We start from the raw sequence: 25795 nt of genomic DNA on the forward strand, positions 1-25795 counted from the left end.
TCACCACGCTAAAAGCAATAAGTTTTTCCTGTGGCTATCGGTTTTATCATTCCGTTGACAGGGCTGCAACGGCTAATCCTGGCGCCGGGGGTAATGTGCGCCAAATCACACAACACAATCCGCCAGCGCAGCGCCTGCTGGCGGTGGAATTTGCTGTCAGGTGACGCGGGTCGCGGTGCTTGCCTTCACCCATATATGGTTTTTGCAGCGCGGACAGGACGGTTTAACGCCCGCGTCAAACGTCACTACTTCACTACAACGGATGCAGGCGTAATCGCCGGTTTCCGGAATGTGCTCAAAACGCTCGCTGCAATACTCCGGCAGAATCGACAATCCGGGGCGCACCAGTTTATCGGGAAAGTAATAGATGCTGATTTGACCATTGGCCTCAAGGATGGCGAGCCGCACCTGGCCCAGATGCTCGACACCCTGGGTGCGTAACTCCATAAAAAACTCGAATTCCGTCATGTTCTCCCGGTTAAGTTTTTCCCAGGCCAGTTCGCCATCTTCGATAATAATGCGCGGTTTGCCCTCCAGCAGATCCTCAAGCTTTTCGCTACAGGACATCAGCCACATCACCAGACGATAAAGCACGCCAAGCGTAACGAAGACTACCAGCACCGGCAGCAACGGCACGTCGTCATAAAAGGCCACGTCCCCCGCCGCTGAGCCAAGCGTCAGAATGATCAGCACTTCAAAGAGCGACATCTGACGCACGCCGCGTCGCCCGGTAATTTTGAGAAACAGAAAGACCAGAATAAAGGTGTAAAGGCTGCGCAGCGCGACTTCACCCAGAAATTCAAGAGGAAACTTGTCAAGCGCCATCCGTTGCAAATCGAAAGCTTTCATATTTTTCTTACGCCATAACAGGGAGTTATCTTCATTAAGCATAGCCGTAAGATTTATTTTTGCCGCGTCGGGCGGGACGATGGCGTATACGGGCTAAAATCCGTATCATTGCGCGCTTTGCGTACGACAAAAGTGGATCCCATGACTCAAACCTTCATCCCCGGCAAAGATGCCGCTCTGGAAGACTCCATCGCTCGCTTCCAGCAGAAACTCACCGATCTGGGCTTTAATATTGAAGAAGCCTCCTGGCTGAACCCGGTGCCGAACGTCTGGTCCGTGCATATTCGCGACAAAGAGTGCGCGCTGTGTTTTACCAACGGCAAAGGCGCCACCAAAAAAGCTGCGCTGGCTTCCGCGTTGGGCGAATATTTTGAGCGTCTGTCCACCAACTATTTCTTCGCCGACTTCTGGCTGGGCGATACGATCGCCAACGGCCCGTTCGTGCATTATCCGAACGAAAAATGGTTCCCGATCCCGCAGAGCGACGAACTGCCGGAAGGCATTCTCGATGCCCGTCTGCGCGCGTTTTACGATCCGGAGAACGAGCTGACCGCCAGCATGCTGATTGATCTGCAGTCCGGCAATGAAGAGCGCGGCATCTGCGCCCTGCCGTTTACCCGCCAGTCGGACGAGCAAACCGTCTATATTCCGATGAACATCGTGGGCAACCTGTATGTATCCAACGGCATGTCCGCAGGCAACACCCGCAATGAAGCCCGCGTTCAGGGACTTTCCGAAGTCTTTGAACGTCATATCAAGAACCGCATTATTGCCGAGAGCATCAGCCTGCCGGAGATCCCCCAGGAGGTGCTGGCGCGCTACCCGGGCGTGGTCGAGGCTATCAATACGCTTGAAGCTGAAGGCTTCCCGATTTTTGCTTACGACGGCTCGCTGGGCGGCCAGTACCCGGTTATCTGCGTCGTGCTGTTTAACCCGGCTAACGGCACCTGCTTTGCCTCTTTCGGCGCACATCCTGATTTCGGCGTGGCGCTGGAACGTACCGTTACTGAATTGCTCCAGGGCCGCGGCCTGAAAGATCTCGACGTCTTTACGCCGCCCACCTTTGATGACGAAGAAGTGGCCGAGCACGCGAACCTCGAGACGCACTTTATCGACTCCAGCGGACTGATCTCCTGGGATATGTTCAAACAGGACGCCGATTACCCGTTTGTGGACTGGAGCTTCGCTGGCACCACGGAAGAAGAGTTCGCCACCCTGATGGCGATCTTCAACGCTGAAGATAAAGAAGTGTATATCGCCGATTACGAGCATCTGGGCGTTTACGCCTGCCGCATCCTGGTGCCTGGCATGTCCGATATCTACCCGGCGGAAGATCTGCTGCTCGCCAACAACAGCATGGGCAGCCATCTGCGCGAAACCCTGCTGGCCCTGCCGGGCAGCGAGTGGGAGAAAGAAGATTATTTGAATCTTATCGCCCAGCTCGACGAAGAAGGCCATGACGATTTTACCCGTGTGCGTGAGCTGCTGGGGCTGGCGACCGGTAAAGACAATGGCTGGTATACCCTGCGCATCGGCGAACTGAAAGCGATGCTGGCGCTGGCTGGCGGCGATCTGGAGCAGGCGCTGATCTGGACCGAATGGACCATGGAATTTAACGCCTCGGTCTTCAGCGCTGAGCGCGCCAACTACTATCGCTGCCTGCAGACGCTGCTGCTGCTGGCGCAGGAAGAAGAGCGCGAGCCGCTGCAATACCTGAACGCGTTTGTACGTATGTATGGCGCAGAAGCAGTGGAAGCTGCCAGCGCGGCCATCAGCGGCGAAGCGCCTTTCTACGGCCTGCAGCCGGTCGACAGCGATCTGCAAGCTTTCCCGGCGCACCAGTCGCTGCTGGCGGCCTATGAGAAGCTTCAGCGCGCCAAAGCTAAGTTTTGGCAAGGAAATTGATATAACGCATATCAATTAACCTGCTTCACACTTATGTTTAGCAAATATGACGGGGCACGTTTACGGCCCCGTTTTTATTTGTCTGGCTAAAAATTTAATTGTAAATAATGAGTTAATTGTTGGTGAATATGCAATATATCCACCAGGCTTATTTGTTACTTTTTTAGTCAAAAAGTCATAATGATTAACACCTTAGAGGGAGAGGTAAAAAGCTTTTTTTCAAAACTTTTAATAATTTTTAAAATTTATTTTTTATTGGATAATCAAAAAGTTAAGCTGAAATTGCGTAAAAACCAGACGCCTTTCAGTCCTGCAAACCTGGCGAGATATGATCCATATCAAATTTTACTCCATCATGCTTTGTTAGTATCAACTCGCCGAATAAATAAAGAGAGAGTTAGTGTGAAAGCTGACAACCCTTTTGACTCCTTACTCCCCGCTGCGATGGCGAAAGTTGCCGAAGAAGCGGGTGTGTACAAAGCCACGAAACATCCGTTAAAGACGTTTTATCTGGCAATTACGGCTGGCGTATTTATTTCCATTGCTTTTGTTTTCTATATCACCGCCACCACCGGCGCTGCCGCAATGCCTTTCGGCATTACAAAACTGATTGGCGGCATCTGTTTCTCACTCGGTCTGATTCTTTGCGTCATTTGCGGCGCCGATCTTTTTACTTCAACGGTGCTGATTGTGGTCGCTAAAGCCAGCGGTCGCATCACCTGGGGTCAACTGACGCGCAACTGGCTGAATGTTTATATCGGCAACCTGATTGGCGCCCTGCTCTTTGTTTTACTGATGTGGCTTTCTGGCGAGTATATGACCGCCAACGGCGGCTGGGGGCTCAACGTCCTGCAGACCGCGTCGCATAAAGTTGAACATAAGTTTATTGAGGCGGTTTGCCTCGGCATCCTGGCTAACCTGATGGTGTGTCTGGCCGTCTGGATGAGTTACTCAGGACGCAGCCTTATCGATAAGGCCTTTATTATGATTCTGCCGGTCGGCATGTTTGTAGCCAGCGGTTTCGAACACAGTATCGCCAACATGTTTATGATCCCAATGGGGATAGTGATTCGTCACTTTGGCAGCCCGGAGTTCTGGAGCGCGATCCACGCTTCGCCAGACCAATTTTCTCATCTGACCGTGATGAATTTCATCATCGATAACCTGATACCGGTAACCATAGGTAATATTATTGGTGGGGGGTTGCTTGTCGGATTGACATACTGGGTCATTTACCTGCGTGGCGACGACCATCGCTGATAGTTGTTCCAGGCAGTAAATAAAAAATCCACTTAAGAAGGTAGGTGTTACATGTCCGAGCTTAATGAAAAGTTAGCCACAGCCTGGGAAGGTTTCGCGAAAGGCGACTGGCAGAATGAAGTCAACGTCCGCGACTTTATCCAGAAAAACTACACGCCATACGAGGGTGATGAATCCTTCCTGGCTGGCGCAACAGAAGCCACCACTTCACTGTGGGACAAAGTTATGGAAGGCGTCAAACTGGAGAACCGCACTCATGCGCCAGTAGACTTCGACACTTCCGTGGCGTCCACCATCACCTCGCATGACGCAGGTTATATCAACAAGACGCTCGAAAAAATTGTTGGCCTGCAGACTGAAGCTCCGCTGAAACGCGCCATTATCCCGTTTGGCGGCATCAAAATGGTTGAAGGTTCCTGCAAAGCGTACAACCGCGAGCTCGATCCGCAACTGAAAAAAATCTTCACCGAATACCGTAAGACCCATAACCAGGGTGTATTCGACGTTTACACCAAAGATATCCTGAACTGCCGTAAATCCGGCGTGCTGACCGGTCTGCCGGATGCTTACGGCCGTGGCCGTATCATCGGTGACTATCGCCGCGTTGCGCTGTACGGTATCGACTTCCTGATGAAAGACAAATACGCGCAATTTGTTTCCCTGCAGTCTGATCTGGAAAACGGTGTAAACCTGGAAGCGACTATCCGTCTGCGTGAAGAGATTGCTGAACAGCACCGCGCGCTGGGTCAGATCAAAGAGATGGCAGCGAAATATGGCTGCGATATCTCCGGTCCGGCGACTAACGCTCAGGAAGCCGTACAGTGGACTTACTTCGGCTACCTGGCTGCGGTGAAATCCCAGAACGGCGCAGCGATGTCCTTCGGCCGCGTCTCCACGTTCCTTGACGTGTACATCGAACGCGATCTGAAAGCTGGCAAACTCAACGAGCAGGAAGCCCAGGAACTGATCGACCACCTGGTCATGAAACTGCGTATGGTACGCTTCCTGCGTACCCCGGAATATGATGAGCTGTTCTCCGGCGACCCGATCTGGGCGACCGAATCCGTTGGCGGTATGGGCGTTGACGGCCGTACGCTGGTGACCAAAAACAGCTTCCGCTTCCTGAACACCCTGTACACCATGGGGCCGTCTCCGGAGCCGAACATCACTATCCTGTGGTCCGAAAAACTGCCGCTGAACTTCAAAAAATTCGCGGCGAAAGTTTCCATCGACACCTCTTCTCTGCAGTACGAGAACGATGACCTGATGCGTCCGGACTTCAACAACGACGACTACGCTATCGCGTGCTGCGTAAGCCCGATGGTGGTTGGTAAGCAAATGCAGTTCTTCGGTGCTCGCGCTAACCTTGCGAAAACCATGCTGTACGCTATCAACGGCGGCGTTGATGAAAAACTGAAAATGCAGGTAGGTCCGAAATCTGCACCGATCAAAGGCGATCTGCTGAACTTCGACGAAGTCATGGAACGTATGGATCACTTCATGGACTGGCTGGCGAAACAGTACGTCACCGCCCTGAACATCATCCACTACATGCATGACAAGTACAGCTACGAAGCCTCGCTGATGGCGCTGCACGATCGCGACGTTATCCGCACCATGGCGTGTGGTATCGCCGGTCTGTCTGTTGCGGCTGACTCGCTGTCCGCCATTAAATACGCGAAAGTTAAACCGATTCGTGATGAAGATGGTCTGGCAATCGACTTCGAAATCGAAGGCGAATACCCGCAGTTCGGTAACAACGATGCTCGCGTGGATGACCTGGCGGTTGACCTGGTTGAACGTTTCATGAAGAAAATTCAGCAGCTGAAAACCTACCGCAACGCTATCCCGACCCAGTCCGTGCTGACCATTACCTCTAACGTGGTTTATGGTAAGAAAACCGGTAACACCCCGGATGGCCGCCGCGCTGGCGCACCGTTCGGCCCGGGTGCTAACCCGATGCACGGCCGTGACCAGAAAGGCGCTGTTGCCTCTCTGACCTCCGTTGCGAAACTGCCGTTCGCCTACGCGAAAGATGGTATCTCTTATACCTTCTCTATCGTGCCGAACGCGCTGGGTAAAGACGACGAAGTGCGTAAAACCAACCTGGCGGGCCTGATGGATGGTTACTTCCACCATGAAGCGTCCATTGAAGGCGGTCAGCACCTGAACGTGAACGTCATGAACCGCGAAATGCTGCTGGATGCGATGGAACATCCTGAGAAATATCCGCAGCTGACCATTCGCGTGTCTGGCTACGCGGTGCGCTTCAACTCGCTGACCAAAGAGCAGCAGCAGGACGTCATCACCCGTACTTTCACTCAGACAATGTAATACCCGCTCTGACTGAAAATGCGTAAAATGAAGGCTCCACGTTTGTGGGGCCTTTCTTATAACCCACCCCGGTATGAGCCTTTTCTGCAAGGCGACTGACTATACTTCAGTTATCTCGCAAAAAAGACTCGACGCGGCACAGACCGCGCTCACCCGGCCCTGTTGTATCGGGCCTGAACTGGAGATAACACCGTAATGTCAGTTATTGGTCGCATTCACTCCTATGAATCCTGTGGCACCGTCGACGGGCCGGGGATCCGCTTTATTACCTTCTTTCAGGGCTGCCTGATGCGCTGCCTCTATTGCCATAACCGCGACACCTGGGACACGCATGGCGGCAAAGAAATCACGGTTGAAGAGTTAATGAAAGAGGTCGTGACCTACCGGCATTTCATGAACGCGTCCGGCGGCGGCGTCACGGCATCTGGCGGCGAGGCGATACTGCAAGCGGAATTCGTGCGCGACTGGTTCCGCGCCTGTAAGAAAGAAGGTATTCATACCTGCCTCGATACCAACGGTTTCGTGCGTCGCTACGATCCGGTCATTGATGAATTGCTGGAAGTCACCGATCTGGTCATGCTCGATCTCAAGCAGATGAATGATGAGATCCACCAGAATCTGGTTGGCGTGTCCAATCACCGTACGCTGGAGTTCGCCAAATATATTTCAGCCAAAGGTATCAAAACCTGGATCCGCTATGTCGTCGTTCCTGGCTGGTCTGATGATGATGATTCCGCACATCGCCTGGGCGAATTTACCCGTGATATGGGCAACGTCGAGAAAATCGAACTGCTGCCCTATCATGAGCTGGGTAAACATAAATGGGTGGCGATGGGTGAAGAATATAAGCTTGATGGCGTGAAACCACCGAAAAAGGAAACGATGGAGCGCGTTAAAGGGATTCTGGAGCAGTACGGCCACAAAGTGATGTACTAAAAAACAACGCCCGCATGATGCGGGCGTTTTGTTATCAGGCGTGTGCGACCGGTGTAGGATGATGCCCGGCTTTGCGCATCAGCATCATCAGGTAGACAAACGACACGCTGGCAATCATTACGAACAGCAGGCTGTCTGAATAGCTCTGCATCAGCATGGCGGTAAAGGTCGGCCCCAACAGACTGCCGATGGTATAGCTCAGCAACAGGGCCTGATTCATGGCCACCAGCTGATGATGCTCAACCTTCTCGCAGGCCCACGCCATCGCAACCGGATAAAGCGTAAAACCCGCAGCACCGAGCACAAACAGCGCTGGCGCCATCGCGGCCTGTGCCAGCATCGCCATACAGCCCACAATCACGACAAACACCTGCACACGCAGCACCAGCAGGCGCCCGAAGCGATCGGCCAGTTTACCGATTGGCCACTGGCCGATAATCCCGGCGCTGACCATCACCGCCATCCAGAAGCCAATCCCGGAGTCGCTCACGCCCTGATGGTTGAGATACAGCGGCATCAGGCCATACAGCGAGCCCAGCACGATGCCAGAGATAATGCAGCCGTTAACGCCAAGACGCGCCTGACGCAGCTTAAACATCGGCCAGACGTGCGTTTTCTCCTGATGCTCGCTACTGCTGTTCACGATACGCGTAAAGAGCAGCGGCAGAATGGCCGCCATCACCATGCCTGTCACCCACGGCAGAACGCTCATCAGATCGGTCGGCAGTTTGCTGACCATCAGTTGCCCGGCGACGGTGCCCAGGTAATAGACCATCATATACGCCGCCAGCAGACGCCCGCGGTTGCGCGCCGTGCCGCTGCACATCAGCGCGCTCTCCACGACCACCCAAATCATGGCGCAGCCGACACCGGCGATAAAACGCCACGCAAGCCAGCTCCAGAAGCCAAGCGTCACGCCAAGCCCGGCGCAGCCAGCGGCGAAAATCAGCGAGGCGATGTAGTAACTGCGGTTAAATCCATAGCGCTTGATAAGCGTGCCGGTAATCAGCGTGCCCAGCAGGTTGCCGGTAAAATAGGATGAGCCGACCATACCAACCTGCCAGGTCGGCAAATGGTCATGGGCAAGCCACAGCGGTACCAGCGTGTTTAATACCGCTATCGCCAGGGTCAACAGAAGCAGGCCACAGAGCAAAAGCACCACTGGCCGGGTATAGATAGACATGGATAAAACCGTGAGGAAGGTAAGAATTCGTGCGCATCATGCCACCAGCCGCGGCAAAGTCAATCCGCCAGAAATCGTCTTATCAGGCCGAAACAGACTATCGATGAACAGCCTTCATTTATCCGCTCTGGCGCTGGCTTCTTTCATCTGCTATTTCTCAGTGAAAATAATAAGTTAGCTGAATAATACTACGCAGATATCGATGAAAAAATTTATCAATAATTCTGATAAAAACAGGCGTGGATAAAAACGAAAAAAGCGCCCGCAGGCGCTTTTAAAAGAACGGGCAATTCACCTTAACCGATGAACTCAAGCCCTTTCATATACGGACGCAGTACTTCAGGGATTTCGATGCGGCCATCCGCCTGCTGGTAGTTCTCCAGCACAGCGACCAGCGTACGACCTACCGCCAGACCAGAACCGTTCAGCGTGTGCACCAGACGGGTCTTTTTATCAGACTTACTGCGGCAGCGCGCCTGCATACGACGAGCCTGGAAATCCCACATGTTGGAGCAAGAGGAAATTTCGCGGTATGTATCCTGCGCCGGAAGCCAGACTTCCAGATCGTAGGTTTTACGCGCGCCAAAGCCCATATCGCCGGAGCACAACAGCACTTTACGATACGGCAGGCCCAGCAGTTGCAGTACTTTCTCTGCATGCCCTGTCATCTCTTCCAGCGCCTGCATGGAATCTTCCGGGCGTACAATCTGCACCATTTCAACTTTGTCGAACTGGTGCATACGGATAAGACCACGGGTGTCGCGGCCGTAAGAGCCCGCTTCAGAACGGAAGCACGGCGTATGCGCGGTCATTTTGACGGGCAGCGTCTCTTCGTCGATGATCTCATCGCGCACGAGGTTCGTCAGCGGCACTTCCGCCGTCGGGATCAGCGCGTAGTTGCTGCTGTCGGCTTCTTCTTCCAGCGGACGAGTATGGAACAGATCGCCTGCGAACTTCGGCAGTTGGCCGGTGCCGTAGAGCGTATCGTGGTTCACCAGATACGGCACATAGTTTTCGCTATAGCCATGCTCTTCGGTATGCAGATCCAGCATAAACTGCGCCAGCGCGCGGTGCAGACGGGCAATCTGCCCTTTCATGACCACAAAACGTGAGCCGGTCAGCTTCACGGCGCTCGCAAAATCCAGCCCGCCCAGCGTTTCGCCAAGCGTCACGTGATCGCGGATTTCGAAATCGAATTTACGCGGCGTGCCCCAGCGGCTGACTTCCACGTTTTCGCTGTCGTCTTTGCCCAGCGGTACGTCATCATCCGGCAGGTTCGGCAGGGTCAGCGCGATATCGCGGATTTCAGCAAGCAGCGCATCCAGCTCGTTTTTCGCCGTATCAAGCTCTTCGCCGAGTTTGTTCACTTCCAGACGAAGCGGCTCAATATCCTCCCCACGCGCTTTCGCCTGGCCGATGGATTTCGATCGCGAGTTACGTTCAGCCTGCAGGTTTTCAGTTTTTACCTGCAGAACCTTACGACGCTCTTCAAGAGCGACCAGCTTATCTACATCCAGCTTAAAGCCCCGGCGTGCCAGTTTTTCTGCGACTGCGTCTGGCTCGGTACGCAGCAGATTGGGATCGAGCATGCTTATCCTGTGCTTATCGAAAAAAAGAAAAGGGAAAGGCGATCGCAGCCTGCGATCGCACGGGTATTCAACGATTAACCTTACCGCAACGATCGCGTTAGCGGTAGCGTTTTGTGGGGCTTTTCTGATCCTGCTCAGCAAGCCAGGCTAGCTTTTCGCCAATCTTGCCTTCAAGACCTCTGTTGGTGGGGTGATAGTAGCGCGTTTGTGCCATTTCCGCAGGGAAATAGTCTTCGCCAGCCGCGTAGGCGTTGGGTTCGTCATGCGCGTAGCGGTACTCCTGCCCGTAGCCCATTTCCTTCATGAGCTTCGTCGGGGCGTTGCGCAGATGTTCCGGCACATCGTAATCGGGGCGGTCGCGCGCGTCTTTCAGGGCCGCCTTGAACGCGGTATACACCGCGTTGCTCTTCGGCGCGCAGGCAAGATAGACAATCGCCTGGGCAATCGCCCTTTCGCCTTCCGCCGGGCCGACGCGCGTAAAGCAGTCCCATGCGGAAATCGCCACCTGCATGGCACGCGGATCGGCATTGCCCACATCCTCTGAGGCGATCGCCAGGCAACGACGCGCCACATAAAGAGGATCGCCGCCTGCGCTGATAATACGCGCATACCAGTAGAGCGCCGCATCGGGTGCGGAGCCGCGCACCGACTTATGCAGCGCGGAAATCAAATCGTAAAAACGGTCGCCTTTATTATCAAAGCGGGCGCTGCGCTCGCCAGCGATTTCCGTCAGCAGCTCGGGTTTCAGCACCCGTTTGCCGCTGTCGTCGGTCGGCGCCATATCGGCCATCATTTCCAGCGTATTGAGCGCGCGACGCGCGTCGCCGTTGACCAGCTCCGCAATGGCAAGCCGGGTTTCATCCGGCAATACGATATCCTGGCCACCGTAACCGCGCTCACGGTCATTCATCGCCTGCGTCAGTACCTGTTCGATATCCTCAACCGTCAGGGATTTCAGCAGGTAAACGCGAGCGCGGGAAAGTAGCGCCGAGTTCAGCTCAAACGACGGGTTTTCCGTGGTTGCGCCAATAAACGTAATGGTGCCGTCTTCGATATGCGGCAGGAAGGCGTCCTGCTGGCTTTTGTTAAAGCGATGCACTTCGTCGACGAACAAAATTGTGCGGCGGCCCGCGTTGCGGTTCTGACGGGCGCGCTCGATGGCTTCACGAATCTCTTTCACGCCGGATGTCACCGCCGAAATACGCTCCACATCGGCATTCGCGTAGCGCCCGATGACTTCGGCAAGCGTGGTTTTACCAGTGCCCGGCGGGCCCCAGAGGATCATGGAGTGAAGATGCCCGGCCTCGATGGCGCGGGGCAGCGGCTTACCGGGCGCCAGCAAATGCTGCTGCCCGATATACTGCGCGAGATTTTCTGGCCGCATACGCGCGGCCAGAGGCTGAAAGGTATTTTCGGAAAAATCGAGCGAAAGATTGCCCACCCGGACCTCTACTTACTTATTACGCTGGTCGTCCACCGTTACGCCCTGCGGCGGCGTAAAGGTAAATTTGCTCATATCCACCGCGCCATTCTGCTGGGATTTGAGCTCATAGTTACTGCGCTGATCGTCCTGCTCGACGGCGCTGAACTGATTGATGGTGCCGTCGCGGCTCACGTTAATGGTGAACTGTTTCAGGTTGCCGCTGCTGGCTTTCGGCGTCAGCACGAAATCATCACCGTTCTGTTTAATATTGTACTGCTGCCAGTCGCTGCTCTGGTTACGCGCAATCAGCATAAACGGCGTATTGCTGGTGGCGTCTTTCAGCCAGGTGGCGCTCGCCTGCTCAACAAACGGGTTGTAGAACCACAACGTTTTACCGTCGGAAATCAGCACGCTTTCATCCGGCTGCGTCATATGCCAGTTGAAAAGATTCGGACGTTTAACCCACAGATCGCCCTGGCCTTCCTGCACAGCGGCCCCGCTGCCATCGGTCACTTTCTGGGTGAAGCTGGCGTGGAAGCTGCTGACTTTATCGAGGCGGCTTTTCAAATCGCCTGCGGCATCCGCCCAGACGGACGATACGGCAAACGCGGAAAGCAAAGCACAGGTAACGGCGATTTTTTTCATTGTTATCCCTCAGAATACGACCGATCCCGGTACGGGATCGCTTACTGTCCCTAACTGTAGCCATAAGGCTGACATTTTCGACAGAAGAAAAACCTGATTTTTTGGTAATTTACCCATCTTTTCAGAATCATGATGGGCGTGACGCCCTGCGCACGCTGCCAGACGACGCATGCGCAGGGAAAAGAACGGTTACTCGAACGGCGGCGGCGCCAGCACTTCGCGGTTGCCGTTATGGCCCTGCTCGCTGACGATGCCCTGCATTTCCATCTGTTCAATAATGCGCGCCGCGCGGTTGTAGCCGATGCGGAACTGACGTTGCACGCCGGAAATGGACGCTTTACGTTTTTCCACCACAAACGAGACGGCCTGATCGAACAGCGGATCCAGCTCTTCGCCGCCGTCAAAGCCGCCGCCACCGCCCTCGCTTTCGCTGTCGGAGGTAATGCCGTCGACATATTGCGGACGGCCGCGCGCTTTCCAGTCCTGCACAACGGCATGAACTTCTTCATCACGCACGAAGGCGCCGTGAACACGCACCGGCATGGAGGAGTTCGGGCCGGAGTACAGCATATCCCCCATCCCCAGCAGCGATTCCGCGCCGCCCTGATCGAGAATGGTGCGCGAGTCGATTTTGCTGGATACGGTAAACGCGATACGCGTCGGAATGTTGGCTTTAATCAGGCCGGTGATGACATCCACGGACGGACGCTGTGTCGCCAGCACCAGGTGAATACCCGCCGCACGCGCTTTCTGCGCGAGACGCGCGATCAGCTCTTCGACTTTTTTACCGACCGTCATCATCAGATCGGCAAACTCATCAACCAGCACCACGATGTACGGCAGTTTTTCCAGCACCGGATGGGTGGCGTCCATGCTGTCGCCCGGTTTCCAGTACGGATCCGGAATTGGACGGCCCATACGTTTAGCTTCAGCAATCTTCTCGTTGTAACCGGCGAGGTTACGCACGCCGAGCGCCGACATCAGTTTATAGCGGCGCTCCATTTCATTCACGCTCCAGCGCAGCGCGTTGGCGGCGTCTTTCATGTCGGTGACCACTTCGGTCAGAAGATGCGGAATGCCTTCATACACCGACAGCTCCAGCATTTTCGGGTCGATCATGATAAAGCGCACGTCTTCCGGCGTCGCTTTGTAGAGCATGCTCAGGATCATGGCGTTAACGCCCACCGACTTACCGGAACCCGTCGTACCGGCCACCAGCAGGTGCGGCATTTTCGCAAGATCCGCCACGACCGGATCGCCGGCGATATCTTTACCCAGCACCACGCTCAGCGGCGACGGGTTGTCGCGGAATTTCGCGCAGTCCAGCACTTCGCGCAGGTAAACGGTCTGGCGCTTTTTATTCGGCAGCTCAAGACCGACATACGGCTTGCCAGGGATCACTTCCACCACGCGCACGGCGACGGTGGAGAGCGAGCGCGCCAGATCGCGCGACAGGTTAGAGATGCGCGCGGCCTTAACGCCCGGCGCCAGGTTCAGCTCAAAACGGGTAATGACGGGGCCTGGCGAGTAATTCACGACATCGGCTTTGATGCGGAAATCGGCGAGACGCGCTTCAACCAGACGCGCCATCTGCTCCAGGGCGAAGGTATCTACCGGCTCAACTTCCGCAGGCGGCGACGTCAGCAGATCCAGCGACGGCAACGGCGTGGACGGTTTATGCTTCGGCAGTTCTTCACCATTACGCATCAGCAGCGGGTGGAGCAGGCTGTCGCGAGGCGATGCCGGTGACGCTGGCTGTTGAGCCGGTACAGGCGCGGCCGGAGACGGAGCCTGATACTGAGCAGACGCTGAAGGCGGCTGGTAGCCCTGGGCCGGTGTGGCAGGCTGCGGCTGATGCGCGGCCGTTGGCTGTGCGTAACCCTGAGGCTGCGGCGCATAACCTTGCGGCGGCGCGTAGCTTTGCGCAGGCGCGGCGGGCTGCACTGGCGCAACATGCGCTGGCGGCTGTTGCAGCGGCTGTTGATAGTGTTGCGTCTGAGAGGGTGGTACCGGATGGTGCGGCTGTGGCGCGGCAGGCTCCGGCATAAAGAGCGGCTGGCTCGGGCTCTCGTTTACCCGCGTCGTCGGAGAATACGCTGTCTCATCCGGCGCAAATGGCGCAGCGCCAGACGGTTGCGGCGCGGAATAACGCTGCTGCTGCGATGCGGCAAACTGGCGCGCCAGCTCCGCCTGCTCAGCGGCGTCTTCATCTTCCTGGCTCATCTCCGCCTGGTACTCTTCACCGTAACGCTGCTGCTGGGATGCGGCGAACTGACGCGCCAGCTCATCCTGATACATTGCATCCGCTTCTTCGTCGGAAACGCCGTGCTGCTGTTGCGCCATACGACGCTCCGCCTCTTCACGGGCGCGCTCTTCCGCCATCCGCTGAGAAGGCAGTTTGATGCCATAAGACGCCAGTTCACGACGCGTCGGCACGCGAACGCGGTTCGGGCGCGGCAGCTGCGGGCCAATGCCCTCTTTCACCTGCGGACGCGGCGCCTCGCCCGCCGCCGGCGTAAAGGCGACGGCCGCGGTTTGCGCTGCCGCAGACGTTGCCTGCGACGCAGCATGCACGGAAGCCGCGGCGGCGGCCCCGTGCGCCGCTACATTCAGGCCGGACGCGGCGGCGCCTGCGATATCGGCAGCTGAGACTGACGGCGCTGCAGGCGCAGGCTCAGACGCGCGTACGGGCTCCGGTTTACGGGTAAGCTCTTCCGGCTCAGGAATCGGCTGATACCAGGCGGCCAGCTGTTCGCGCTCGCGGGCGCGCTGCGCTTCCACTTCTTCGAAATGATACAGCGGCGGGCGCGCGGGTTTGACCTCTTCCGGCGGCGCGACGGGCTCTGGTTCATACATCGGCGCGGCCTCGTGTGCCGGGGCGTACGGTTCCGGCGCGGGGTAAGATGGCTGCGGCGCCGGGGTATAGGGTTCAGGCGCAGGCGCATACTGGGCGGTGTGCGGCTGCGCATACGGATCATGCGGTGCCTGTTGATACGCCCCAGGCTGCGATTGCTGCGCCTGATAGGGCTGCGGCTGTTGCGCAGGTTGATAAGCGGGGGCTACCGGCGCGCTGTTCGGCGCGGGCTGCCAGTACGCTTCTTCCTGCAACGGCGCTTGCGCGACAGGCGGCTGCGCATAGTAATCCGGCTCCGGCGCGATGCCCGGATGCGACTGCGGGGCTGAAGGCGCGGAATGCCACTCTATTTCTGGCGCGACATCCGGCGCCTGGACATTTACCGCTTCAGACGGCATAGCCGTTTGCGCCGAGGCCCAGACAGGCGCCACCGGCGTGGCGGCTGCGGCAACGGCAGCCGGGTCGGCAATCGAGTGGCCGTTCAGCAGAGGATCGTTTTCATCATAAAACGCATCCGGCTCGGTCACTTTATGGCCGGAGAACAGGACGTCATCCGCATCCGCAGGGGTGCCGCGCACGCTGTATTGCACCTCGTCGGCATCATCCATACGCTTGCCTGAAAAGAGCGCGGCGTCGGTTTTACGTGCGACAGGGTTGCTGAATTTGTCCGCCAGCCGCTGGCGGCGGGCTAAAGCACCACGAAGAATACGCGCGCGACGGGATTCCCCTTTCGCGGGTTTCGGCTCATGCTCATCCTCTTCATATTCGTCGTGCTCTTCATCGTCCTCGTAGTCGTCTTCATCCTGCCAGGTGTCGTCACGGCGGGTACGGTTGCTGGCGAACGTCAGCACGGTAAGCACGACGCTGCCGATTTTCTCTGCGATGCTGACCCAGGACCAGCCGGTAAACAGCGTCAGCCCCGCCGCCCAGACGCAGAGCAGCGCAATGGTGCCGCCGCTGCTGTTGAGCATCGGCTGAAGCGCGGTGCTAAGCAGGCTGCCAATTACGCCGCCGGAGGCGAAATACCAGATATCGTCGGCGTTTATCGCCGCCAGTCCGCAGGAAGTAAGGATCAGCGCCAGTACGCCGATAAGGCGCAGCGCTACGGCGAAATAGTCGATGTAATCTTCGTTGCCGCGCTGACGCCAGGCAAACCAGCAGCCGCCCACCATGATCACGGGAATGGTGTAGCCCATCACGCCGAAAATAAAGAACAGCGTGTCCGCAAGCCAGGCCCCGGGCGCGCCGCCCAGATTATGGATAGGCTCATGCCAGGCCGTTTGTGACCAGCTCGGATCGGAAGGGTTAAAGCTTAACAGGGCGGCCATCAGCCAGACGGCAAACAGCACCACGAGGATCAGCAGCGCTTCGAGCAGTCGTCGCCCGCTGCTTAATTTAGTGAGTGTGACTTCTTTGTCTTCGGTGTATTCCTGGCTCAAGACAGGCTCTCCAGGTCCATGAGGTAAAACGGACAGCAGTGGCGAGAAACCCCGCCACTGCTGCTGTATGGATTAACAGGAGTGTAATCAAACTACGCCCGGTTTGCACCTGTTCTGTGTTAGCGGGTCTTAATAACCAGACGATTACTCTGCTTCACTTCTTCCATCACGACGTAAGTTCGGGTGTCGTTCACGCCCGGCAGACGCAGCAGGGTTTCGCCCAGCAACTTACGGTAAGCGGACATATCCGGTACGCGGGTTTTCAACAGGTAGTCGAAATCACCCGAAACCAGATGGCACTCCTGAATTTCTTCCAGCTTTTGTACAGCGGAATTGAACTGCTCAAACACATCCGGCGCGCCACGATTCAGAGTAATCTCAACAAATACCAGAAGTGAGGCATCCAGATAATGCGGGTTCAGCAGAGCCGTATAGCCCTGAATGAAACCCTGTCGTTCCAGACGACGAACGCGCTCAAGGCACGGCGTCGGTGAAAGACCCACTCTTTTTGAAAGCTCGACGTTAGAAATGCGCCCATCCTTTTGCAGCTCATTAAGAATGTTACGATCGATACGGTCGAGATCTTTGCCAGGGCGCTTCTTGCTATCTACCATTATTATTGTCTCTCTGTATTCCTTCCCTACACCTGCCATTACCCGTTGCACTTCACTGTTCAGGGCGTCAGTTAGAAGACCGTTGCCCGCTGGCAGCTATCGACATTACGTATGGCGTCTGTCCACGCCATGCGTGAATTTCAATAGCCCGGAAAGTGGCACAAGCTTGCGCCAGAATGCGCTGCAACCAAAGCCAACCCTTTTTTCTTCCTCGAATGTTTTCGCAAAAGCGCAGGGGATTGTCAAAGCAAAACATCGATTTTTAGTAGAACGTGCCAGAGAGTGGTAACGAGCAGCGATTATTCCTCATTTTACTGCCTTATCCGCCGCGCTTTTTAATCAGTAAAAATAATGACGTTATCGGCCGCAGCTATTGCATGAATCGTTAACAAAATTGCCACACTCTTTTTTTAGCCCGGTAAATTCCCTACAATCCAGCCCATTGTCTGCCAACAACAATGAGGATCTCATGGGCACGGCTAAACACAGTAAGCTGTTAATTCTTGGCTCCGGCCCGGCGGGATACACCGCTGCGGTCTACGCGGCGCGCGCTAACCTGAAGCCGGTTCTGATTACCGGGATGGAAAAAGGCGGTCAGTTGACCACCACTACGGAAGTGGAAAACTGGCCGGGCGACCCGCACGATCTGACCGGTCCGCTGTTGATGGAACGCATGCACGAGCATGCCGCGAAGTTTGAAACAGAAATCCTGTTCGATCATATCAACAAGGTCGATCTGCAAAACCGTCCGTTCCGTCTTATTGGCGACAGCGGCGAATACACCTGCGACGCGCTTATCATCGCCACCGGCGCCTCCGCGCGTTATCTGGGCCTGCCGTCTGAAGAAGCCTACAAAGGTCGCGGCGTCTCCGCCTGCGCCACCTGTGACGGGTTCTTCTACCGCAACCAGAAAGTCGCGGTTATCGGCGGCGGCAACACGGCCGTAGAAGAAGCGCTGTACCTGGCGAATATCGCCTCTGAAGTACACCTGATCCACCGCCGCGACACGTTCCGCGCCGAGAAGATCCTGATAAAACGCCTGATGGATAAAGTGGAAAGCGGCAACATCGTGCTGCACACCCACCGCACGCTGGAAGAAGTGACCGGCGATCAGATGGGCGTCAGCGGCCTGCGTCTGCGCGATACGGTGAACCCGGAAAACATCGAGACGCTGGATGTCGCAGGCCTGTTCGTCGCGATTGGCCACAGCCCGAACACCACGATTTTTGATGGACAGCTGGAGCTTGAGAATGGCTACATCAAAGTGCAGTCCGGCATTCACGGCAACGCCACCCAGACCAGCATCCCGGGCGTCTTCGCCGCAGGCGATGTGATGGACCATATCTACCGCCAGGCCATCACCTCCGCCGGTACCGGCTGTATGGCCGCGCTGGATGCCGAGCGCTATCTGGACGGCCTTGCTGAAAAGCAGAGTTAATTCCGCACGTTAAACAAGGCGACGAATCAGTCGCCTTTCTTTTATCCCCGTTGTAACATTGCCTGCTCTCTCGCCTTGCGGCGAGCACTCTGGATTTTACTGCTCAGTGCATGCAATGAATAAAACCCGTCAACAAGAACTGACCCGCTGGCTTAAACAGCAAAGCGTTATCTCCCGCCGCTGGCTTAACCTGTCGCGCCTGCTGGGCGTGGTGAGCGGCTTGCTTATCGTCGCGCAGGCCTGGCTGCTGGCCGATCTCCTTAACGATTTGATAATCAAAGCCATTCCCCGCGAGGCGCAGCTGCTGCCGTTTGTGCTGTTGATTCTGGTCTTTGTCCTGCGCGCCTGGGTGGTATGGCTTCGGGAAAAAGTCGGGTTTCACGCCGGTCAACATATCCGCGCCCGTATTCGTCAGCAGGTGATGAACCGGTTACAGGAGGCAGGGCCTGCCTGGATCCAGGGGAAACCCGCCGGGAGCTGGGCGACGCTTATCCTTGAGCAGATTGACGACATGCACGATTTCTACGCCCGCTACCTGCCGCAAATGGCGCTGGCGGCGAGCGTGCCGCTGCTGATTGTGCTGGCGATTTTCCCTTATAACTGGGCAGCGGCGCTAATCCTGCTTTGCACCGCGCCGCTAATTCCGCTGTTTATGGCGATGGTCGGCATGGGCGCCGCCGATGCCAACCGCCGCAATTTCCAGGCGCTGGCGCGCCTGAGCGGAAACTTCCTTGACCGCCTGCGCGGTATGGAAACCCTGCGCCTTTTCAGCCGCGGCGCGGCGGAAACGCATAACATTCAGGCCGCGTCTCAGGATTTCCGTCAGCGCACGATGGAAGTGCTGCGCCTGGCGTTTCTCTCCTCCGGCGTGCTGGAGTTTTTCACCTCGCTTTCTATCGCGCTGGTCGCGGTCTATTTCGGCTTCTCTTACCTGGGCGAACTCAATTTTGGCCATTACGGTACGGGCGTAACGCTGTTCGCCGGTTTCCTGGCGCTGATTCTGGCGCCGGAATTCTTCCAGCCGCTGCGCGATCTCGGCACCTTTTATCATGCCAAAGCGCAGGCTATCGGCGCGGCGGACAGCCTGAAAACCTTCCTTGAAACCCCGATTCAGCATGCTGAGAAAGGCGCGCTGGAGTTGCCCGGCTGCGAGCCGATTTCGCTTGAGGCGCAGGGGCTGACCATCCTCTCTCCGCAGGGGAAACGTCTCGCCGGACCGCTGAATTTCACGCTGCCTGCGGGCAAACGCGTGGCGCTGGTGGGGCAAAGCGGCGCCGGGAAAAGCTCGCTCTTAAATCTGCTGGCCGGGTTTCTGCCGTATGAAGGTTCGCTGCGCGTCAATGGTGTTGAACTGCGCGAGCTGGAGCCGGACAGCTGGCGTCGGCAGTTAAGCTGGGTCGGGCAAAATCCGCAGTTGCCTGCCGGGACGCTCAAAGAAAACGTCTTACTGGCCGATCCCGAGGCGAGCGATGCGCAGCTCCAGGCCGCGCTTGATAAAGCGTGGGTGAGCGAGTTCTTACCGCTGCTGGCGCAGGGCGTCGACACGCCAGTCGGCGATCAGTCGTCCGGCCTCTCCGTCGGCCAGGCGCAGCGCGTGGCGGTCGCCCGCGCCCTGTTAACGCCATGCCGTTTGCTGCTGCTTGATGAACCTTCCGCAAGCCTGGATGCCGGCAGCGAGCGCCGCGTGATGCAGGCGCTGGAAACCGCGTCGCTGGCGCAGACCACGCTGATGGTGACGCACCAGATTGATGATATCGCCGCCTGGGATGAGGTCTGGGTGATGCGCGACGGGCGTATCGTGGAGCGCGGCGACGTCGCCACGCTTAGCGAGGCCGACGGCTATTTCGCGACGCTGCTGGCGCACCGTCAGGAGGAGATTTAAATGCGCGCGTTACTACCCTATCTGGCGCTCTATAAACGCCACAAATGGCTGCTGTCGCTCGGCGTCGTGCTGGCTATCGTGACGCTGCTCGCCAGCATCGGCCTGTTGACGCTCTCCGGCTGGTTCCTCTCCGCCTCAGCGGTGGTGGGCATGGCTGGCCTCTACAGCTTTAACTATATGCTGCCCGCCGCAGGCGTTCGCGGTGCCGCGATTATCCGCACCGCCGGGCGTTACTTCGAGCGACTGGTGAGCCACGAAGGCACGTTCCGCGTGCTGGAGCACTTGCGCGTCTATACCTTCAGCCGCCTGCTGCCGCTTTCTCCGTCCGGGCTGGCGCGTTTTCGTCAGGGCGAACTGCTTAACCGCCTGGTGGCGGACGTCGACATGCTGGATCACCTCTATCTGCGCGTGATTTCACCGCTGATCGGCGCGCTCGCTGTTATTGCCGTGGTGACGCTTGGTTTAAGCCTGCTGGATGTGACGCTGGCGCTGACGCTCGGCGGGATCATGCTGGCGACGCTGCTGCTGCTCCCTCCCCTCTTCTATCGCGCCGGTCGTCCGGTGGGCGAAGCGCTGACGATGCTTCGCGCCAGCTACCGCCAGCAACTGACAGGCTGGTTGCAGGGCCAGGCGGAATTGTCGATTTTCGGCGCGGCCGGGCGTTATCGCGATAATCTTGATGCGACCGAGCAGATCTGGCATGAGGCGCAGCGTCGCCAGGCCGGGCTGACGGCGCTCTCGCAGGCGATGATGATGCTGATAAGCGGCATGACGGTGGTGCTGATCCTGTGGATGGCCGCAGGCGGCGTTGGCGGCAACAGCACGCCCGGCTCGCTTATCGCGCTATTTGTCTTCTGCGCGCTGGCCGCCTTTGAAGCGCTGGCGCCGGTGGGCGGCGCGTTCCAGCACCTGGGCCAGGTTATCGCCTCCGCGCGTCGCGTGAGCGAGGTGATTGACCAGCCTGCTGACATCACTTTTGCTGAGCCGGGCGCAGACGCTCCGCGCGAGGCCTCGCTGTCGCTGCGTAACGTGAGCTTCAGCTATCCGGGCCAACCTCAGCCTGCGCTGCGCGATATTACGCTTGATGTCGCGCCGGGCGAGCATATCGCTATCCTCGGGCGCACCGGCTGCGGGAAGTCGACGCTGCTGCAACTTTTGACCCGCGCCTGGGACCCGACCTCGGGCGACGTGGCGCTTGGCGGCGTTTCCATTAGCGAATACCGCGAAGCGGCGCTGCGCGCGACCATGAGCGTCGTGCCGCAACGCGTGCATCTCTTTAGCGCCACGCTTCGCGATAATCTCCGGCTCGCCGCGCCGCAGGCCGATGACGCCGCGCTCGGCGCAGTACTCGCCCGCGTAGGGCTTGAAAAACTGCTGGAAGACGACGGGCTGAACGCGTGGCTTGGCGAAGGCGGACGCCAGCTCTCCGGCGGGGAGTTGCGCCGTCTCGGCATCGCCCGCGCGCTACTGCATGACGCGCCGGTGCTTTTACTGGATGAGCCGACGGAAGGGCTGGATGCCGAAACCGAACGGCAGATACTGACGCTTGTGAAAGAAGTTGCCGCACAGAAAACGCTGCTGATGGTCACGCATCGCCTGCAGGGCCTGACGGCGTTCGATCGCATCATTGTCATGGACAACGGGCAGATTACTGAACAAGGTAGTCACAAGGAATTACTGGCGCTGCAGGGACGTTATTATCAGTTTCGCGCGCGCTCAGTACACTATCATTGATTGATATTTGACACTGTTGTCAGGGAGCGCCGTTGTGATGCGTCTGGTGCAGCTTTCTCGTCATTCGATTGCTTTCCCCTCGCCTGAGGGAGCGTTACGTGAACCCAACGGCTTACTGGCATTAGGCGGCGATCTCAGCCCGGCGCGCCTGATGATGGCCTATCAGCACGGTATTTTTCCGTGGTTTTCACCGGGCGACCCGATTTTATGGTGGTCGCCGGATCCGCGCGCGGTGCTCTGGCCTGACCGGCTGCACGTCAGCCGTAGTATGAAGCGTTTTCACCGCCGCTCGCCCTATCGCGTGACGCTGAATCACGCCTTTAGCGCCGTTATTCAGGGCTGCGCCAGCGATCGCGACGACGGCACCTGGATAACCAACGATGTGGTTATCGCCTGGCAGCGCCTTCATGAACTGGGCCATGCGCACTCGATTGAAGTCTGGCAGGACGATGAACTGGTAGGCGGCATGTATGGCGTGGCGCAGGGCGCGCTGTTTTGCGGCGAGTCGATGTTCAGCCGCCGGGAAAATGCCTCAAAAACCGCGCTGGTGGTGTTTTGCGACTACTTTTTAGCGCAGGGCGGCAGGCTTATCGACTGCCAGGTGCTTAACCCGCACACCGCCTCGCTGGGCGCGGTCGAGATCCCGCGCCGCGATTATTTACAGCAGTTGGCCGAGCTTCGCCAGTTGCCGTTTGAAAAACGCGGCTGGGTGCCGCAAACCCTTTTTACCTCCGCAGGATAGCAGAATGTTTTCGGCACATTTTTTGTCAGGGTGTTATACTTATGCACGCAGAAAATGACTGCCATTACCCTGCCGCCGTTTTGGGACCCTCCGTTAACGCAACGCTTTGGATCTCACGCTCCCCGTTATGCTTGCGCTGCCCGCGCGGTTTTGTCGTGGAGACAAGCAGGCGCAGCGGTACGACGGGCATTTCGCCCGCAAAACTTTACTTAATGGGTGAACTTGGGCATTATCTTGCCGGTTCAAACTATGGTAGTGATACCCCAGAGGATTAGATGGCCAAAGAAGACAATATTGAAATGCAGGGTACCGTTCTTGAAACGTTACCTAACACTATGTTCCGCGTAGAACTGGAAAACGGTCACGTGGTAACTGCCCATATCTCCGGTAAAATGCGCAAAAACTACATCCGCATTCTGACGGGCGACAAAGTGACTGTTGAGCTGACCCCGTACGACCTGAGCAAAGGCCGCATTGTCTTCCGTAGTCGCTAAGTTTATACCGGCTTCTTATTAAGAGAAGCCAGGCCGCGCCGCCGTTTGCCGCGCCAGCCTGAGAAAAAGCGCCGCCCTTTCGCGGCGCTTTTTTTATACGTAAATCCCATGAAAACGCTATAAAAAAACGCCGGATATCGCTATCCGGCGTTGTGTTTTACAGGCGTACTGCTTTAGTGCGCGGCTTCAGGCTTATGCTTCTGCGCGCTCTGGAAGCTGTACGTCAGCTTATCGCCTTCTTTATCCAGCGCGACGGCGACCTGACCGCCATCCACCAGTGAACCGAAGAGCAGCTCGTTAGCCAGCGGTTTCTTCAGGTTATCCTGAATCACACGGGTCATCGGGCGTGCGCCCATCGCACGGTCATAGCCTTTCTCGGCCAGCCAGTCACGCGCTTCCTGGGTAACTTCCAGGGAGACGCCTTTCTGGTCAAGCTGCGCCTGCAGTTCGACGATGAACTTGTCGACCACCTGATGAATCACCTCGGTAGAGAGATGGTTGAACCAGATGATATTGTCGAGACGGTTGCGGAACTCCGGCGTGAAGATCTTTTTGATCTCCTCCATCGCGTCGGTGCTGTTGTCCTGACGGATAAGCCCTATCGATTTACGCTCGGTTTCACGCACGCCGGCGTTAGTGGTCATCACCAGAATCACGTTGCGGAAATCCGCTTTGCGCCCGTTGTTATCGGTCAGCGTGCCGTTGTCCATCACTTGCAGCAGCAGGTTAAAGACGTCCGGATGCGCTTTTTCGATTTCATCAAGCAGCAGCACCGCATGCGGATGTTTGATGACCGCGTCGGTCAGCAGACCGCCCTGATCAAAACCGACATAGCCCGGAGGCGCGCCGATCAGGCGACTGACGGTATGGCGTTCCATATACTCGGACATATCAAAGCGCAGCAGCTCAATTCCCAGCGCTTTAGATAACTGCACCGTCACCTCGGTTTTCCCGACGCCGGTCGGACCTGCGAAGAGGAAAGAGCCCACCGGTTTACGGTCATGCCCCAGCCCCGCGCGGCTCATTTTGATGGCTTCGGTTAATGCCTCAATGGCTTTATCCTGACCAAACACCAGCATTTTCAGGCGATCGCCCAGATTTTTCAGCGTATCGCGATCGCTTTGCGACACGCTCTTCTCCGGAATACGCGCGATACGGGCCACCACGGTTTCGATATCCGCCACATTGACGGTTTTCTTACGCTTGCTGACCGGCATCAGACGCGCACGCGCGCCCGCTTCGTCGATGACATCAATGGCTTTATCCGGCAGATGACGGTCGTTGATATATTTCACCGCCAGCTCCACCGCCGCGCGTACCGCTTTCGCGGTGTAACGGACGTCATGGTGCGCTTCATATTTCGGCTTCAGGCCGTTAATGATCTGTACGGTTTCCTCAACACTCGGCTCGGTGATGTCGATTTTCTGGAAGCGACGCGCCAGCGCACGGTCTTTTTCGAAAATGTTGCTGAACTCCTGATACGTCGTGGAGCCCATCACCCGGATTTTGCCGCTGGAGAGCAGCGGTTTAATCAGGTTTGCCGCATCGACCTGGCCGCCGGAAGCCGCGCCCGCGCCGATGATGGTATGGATTTCATCGATAAACAGGATGCTGTTGTTATCCTGTTCCAGCTGTTTGAGCAGCGCCTTAAAGCGTTTTTCAAAATCGCCGCGGTATTTAGTGCCCGCCAGCAGCGAGCCGATATCCAGCGCGTAGATAGTGCAGTCGGCCATCACTTCCGGGACGTCGCCCTGCACGATACGCCAGGCGAGCCCTTCGGCAATCGCGGTTTTCCCGACGCCCGACTCGCCCACCAGCAGCGGGTTATTTTTCCGGCGACGGCAGAGCACCTGAATCGCGCGCTCCAGCTCTTTATCGCGGCCAATCAGCGGATCGATGCCGCCAACGCGGGCAAGCTGATTGAGATTGGTGGTGAAGTTTTCCATACGCTCCTCCCCGCCTGCCTGCTCTTCGTTGACCGGATTGTCATTGCCCGGCGCCTGGCCTGGCTCGTCTTTACGGGTACCGTGGGAGATGAAATTCACCACATCGAGGCGACTGACTTCATGTTTACGCAACAGATAAGCCGCCTGGGACTCCTGTTCGCTGAAGATAGCCACTAAGACATTGGCGCCAGTCACTTCGCTACGACCGGAGGACTGGACGTGGAACACGGCGCGCTGCAACACGCGCTGGAAGCTAAGCGTCGGCTGAGTGTCGCGCTCTTCTTCGCTTGCGGGCAGGACGGGTGTGGTTTGTTCAATGAAGGCTTCGAGTTCCTGACGCAGCGCCACCAGATCCACGGAGCAGGCTTCAAGCGCCTCCCGTGCCGATGGGTTACTGAGCAGAGCCAGTAACAGATGCTCGACGGTCATAAACTCATGTCGGTGCTCGCGCGCTCTGGCGAAAGCCATGTTTAAACTGAGTTCCAGTTCCTGGTTGAGCATAGGGCACCCCCTCAATAGTTTGCCTTA

Annotated in this window: 17 protein-coding genes; 9 read left to right on the forward strand and 8 right to left on the reverse strand. The window is 57.1% G+C overall.

Translation table 11 applies throughout. The features are described 5' to 3' along the window. Positions 1 to 156 precede the first annotated feature (156 nt). Positions 157 to 849, reverse strand: coding sequence for a DUF421 domain-containing protein (locus tag AACV31_RS20745; RefSeq protein WP_146377092.1), 693 nt, complete (start codon positions 847 to 849; stop codon positions 157 to 159). 141 nt (positions 850 to 990) lie between these two features. On the opposite strand from AACV31_RS20745, the gene ycaO reads away from it, so the two are divergent. The 4 genes from ycaO to pflA all read left to right on the forward strand — a co-directional run bounded on the left by ycaO (position 991) and on the right by pflA (position 7284). Beyond that, complete coding sequence (gene ycaO, locus AACV31_RS20750) at positions 991 to 2754, forward strand: 30S ribosomal protein S12 methylthiotransferase accessory factor YcaO (RefSeq protein ID WP_165153507.1); 1764 nt, start codon at positions 991 to 993, stop codon at positions 2752 to 2754. 402 nt (positions 2755 to 3156) lie between these two features. Then, a complete protein-coding gene (gene focA, locus AACV31_RS20755) occupies positions 3157 to 4014 on the forward strand; it encodes a formate transporter FocA (RefSeq protein WP_165153605.1) in 858 nt (285 codons plus the stop codon). A gap of 51 nt (positions 4015 to 4065) precedes the next feature. Continuing rightward, positions 4066 to 6348 (forward strand): formate C-acetyltransferase, encoded by a 2283-nt coding sequence (gene pflB / locus AACV31_RS20760; protein WP_007768779.1) that lies wholly within the window; start codon positions 4066 to 4068, stop codon positions 6346 to 6348. 195 nt (positions 6349 to 6543) lie between these two features. Continuing rightward, entirely contained in the window at positions 6544 to 7284 is a 741-nt protein-coding gene (gene pflA / locus AACV31_RS20765) for a pyruvate formate lyase 1-activating protein (protein ID WP_007768776.1), read from the forward strand. Between the two features lie 34 nt (positions 7285 to 7318). Here the strand turns inward: pflA and AACV31_RS20770 are convergent, their stop codons facing one another. The 6 genes from AACV31_RS20770 to lrp all read right to left on the reverse strand — a co-directional run bounded on the left by AACV31_RS20770 (position 7319) and on the right by lrp (position 17031). Then, on the reverse strand, positions 7319 to 8467 hold the full coding sequence (locus tag AACV31_RS20770; RefSeq protein WP_007768774.1) for an MFS transporter: 1149 nt from the start codon (positions 8465 to 8467) through the stop codon (positions 7319 to 7321). Positions 8468 to 8763: 296 nt separating this feature from the next. Then, positions 8764 to 10056, reverse strand: a complete 1293-nt coding sequence (serS, locus tag AACV31_RS20775) for a serine--tRNA ligase (RefSeq protein WP_165153505.1) — start codon at positions 10054 to 10056, stop codon at positions 8764 to 8766. Between the two features lie 97 nt (positions 10057 to 10153). Next, complete coding sequence (gene rarA, locus AACV31_RS20780; RefSeq protein ID WP_165153503.1) at positions 10154 to 11497, reverse strand: replication-associated recombination protein RarA; 1344 nt, start codon at positions 11495 to 11497, stop codon at positions 10154 to 10156. Positions 11498 to 11509: 12 nt separating this feature from the next. Then, positions 11510 to 12124 carry an outer membrane lipoprotein chaperone LolA gene (lolA, locus tag AACV31_RS20785; protein WP_007768761.1) on the reverse strand — a complete coding sequence of 205 codons (615 nt, stop codon included), beginning with the start codon at positions 12122 to 12124 and terminating at the stop codon, positions 11510 to 11512. Between the two features lie 189 nt (positions 12125 to 12313). Further along, a complete protein-coding gene (ftsK, locus tag AACV31_RS20790) occupies positions 12314 to 16417 on the reverse strand; it encodes a DNA translocase FtsK (RefSeq protein WP_165153501.1) in 4104 nt (1367 codons plus the stop codon). 119 nt (positions 16418 to 16536) lie between these two features. Beyond that, positions 16537 to 17031, reverse strand: coding sequence for a leucine-responsive transcriptional regulator Lrp (lrp, locus tag AACV31_RS20795; protein ID WP_002439523.1), 495 nt, complete (start codon positions 17029 to 17031; stop codon positions 16537 to 16539). Between the two features lie 469 nt (positions 17032 to 17500). On the opposite strand from lrp, the gene trxB reads away from it, so the two are divergent. The 5 genes from trxB to infA all read left to right on the forward strand — a co-directional run bounded on the left by trxB (position 17501) and on the right by infA (position 23321). Further along, on the forward strand, positions 17501 to 18469 hold the full coding sequence (gene trxB / locus AACV31_RS20800; protein WP_165153499.1) for a thioredoxin-disulfide reductase: 969 nt from the start codon (positions 17501 to 17503) through the stop codon (positions 18467 to 18469). 115 nt (positions 18470 to 18584) lie between these two features. Next, positions 18585 to 20351: a heme ABC transporter permease/ATP-binding protein CydD gene (gene cydD, locus AACV31_RS20805; RefSeq protein ID WP_165153497.1), complete on the forward strand. Its 1767-nt coding sequence runs from the start codon at positions 18585 to 18587 to the stop codon at positions 20349 to 20351. Next, the gene (gene cydC / locus AACV31_RS20810) at positions 20352 to 22085 is read left to right on the forward strand and encodes a heme ABC transporter ATP-binding protein/permease CydC (protein ID WP_165153495.1); all 1734 of its coding nucleotides are present in this window, start codon (positions 20352 to 20354) and stop codon (positions 22083 to 22085) included. A 37-nt stretch (positions 22086 to 22122) separates the two neighbouring features. Further along, on the forward strand, positions 22123 to 22827 hold the full coding sequence (gene aat / locus AACV31_RS20815) for a leucyl/phenylalanyl-tRNA--protein transferase (RefSeq protein ID WP_075198772.1): 705 nt from the start codon (positions 22123 to 22125) through the stop codon (positions 22825 to 22827). A gap of 275 nt (positions 22828 to 23102) precedes the next feature. Then, positions 23103 to 23321: a translation initiation factor IF-1 gene (gene infA, locus AACV31_RS20820; RefSeq protein WP_001040187.1), complete on the forward strand. Its 219-nt coding sequence runs from the start codon at positions 23103 to 23105 to the stop codon at positions 23319 to 23321. Positions 23322 to 23494: 173 nt separating this feature from the next. Here infA and clpA read toward each other — a convergent pair whose 3' ends face one another. Next, a complete protein-coding gene (clpA, locus tag AACV31_RS20825; protein WP_007768740.1) occupies positions 23495 to 25768 on the reverse strand; it encodes an ATP-dependent Clp protease ATP-binding subunit ClpA in 2274 nt (757 codons plus the stop codon). Between the last annotated feature and the right edge of the window lie 27 nt (positions 25769 to 25795).

Source organism: Cronobacter sp. EKM101R, from assembly GCF_963888145.1.
Taxonomy (GTDB): domain Bacteria; phylum Pseudomonadota; class Gammaproteobacteria; order Enterobacterales; family Enterobacteriaceae; genus Cronobacter; species Cronobacter turicensis.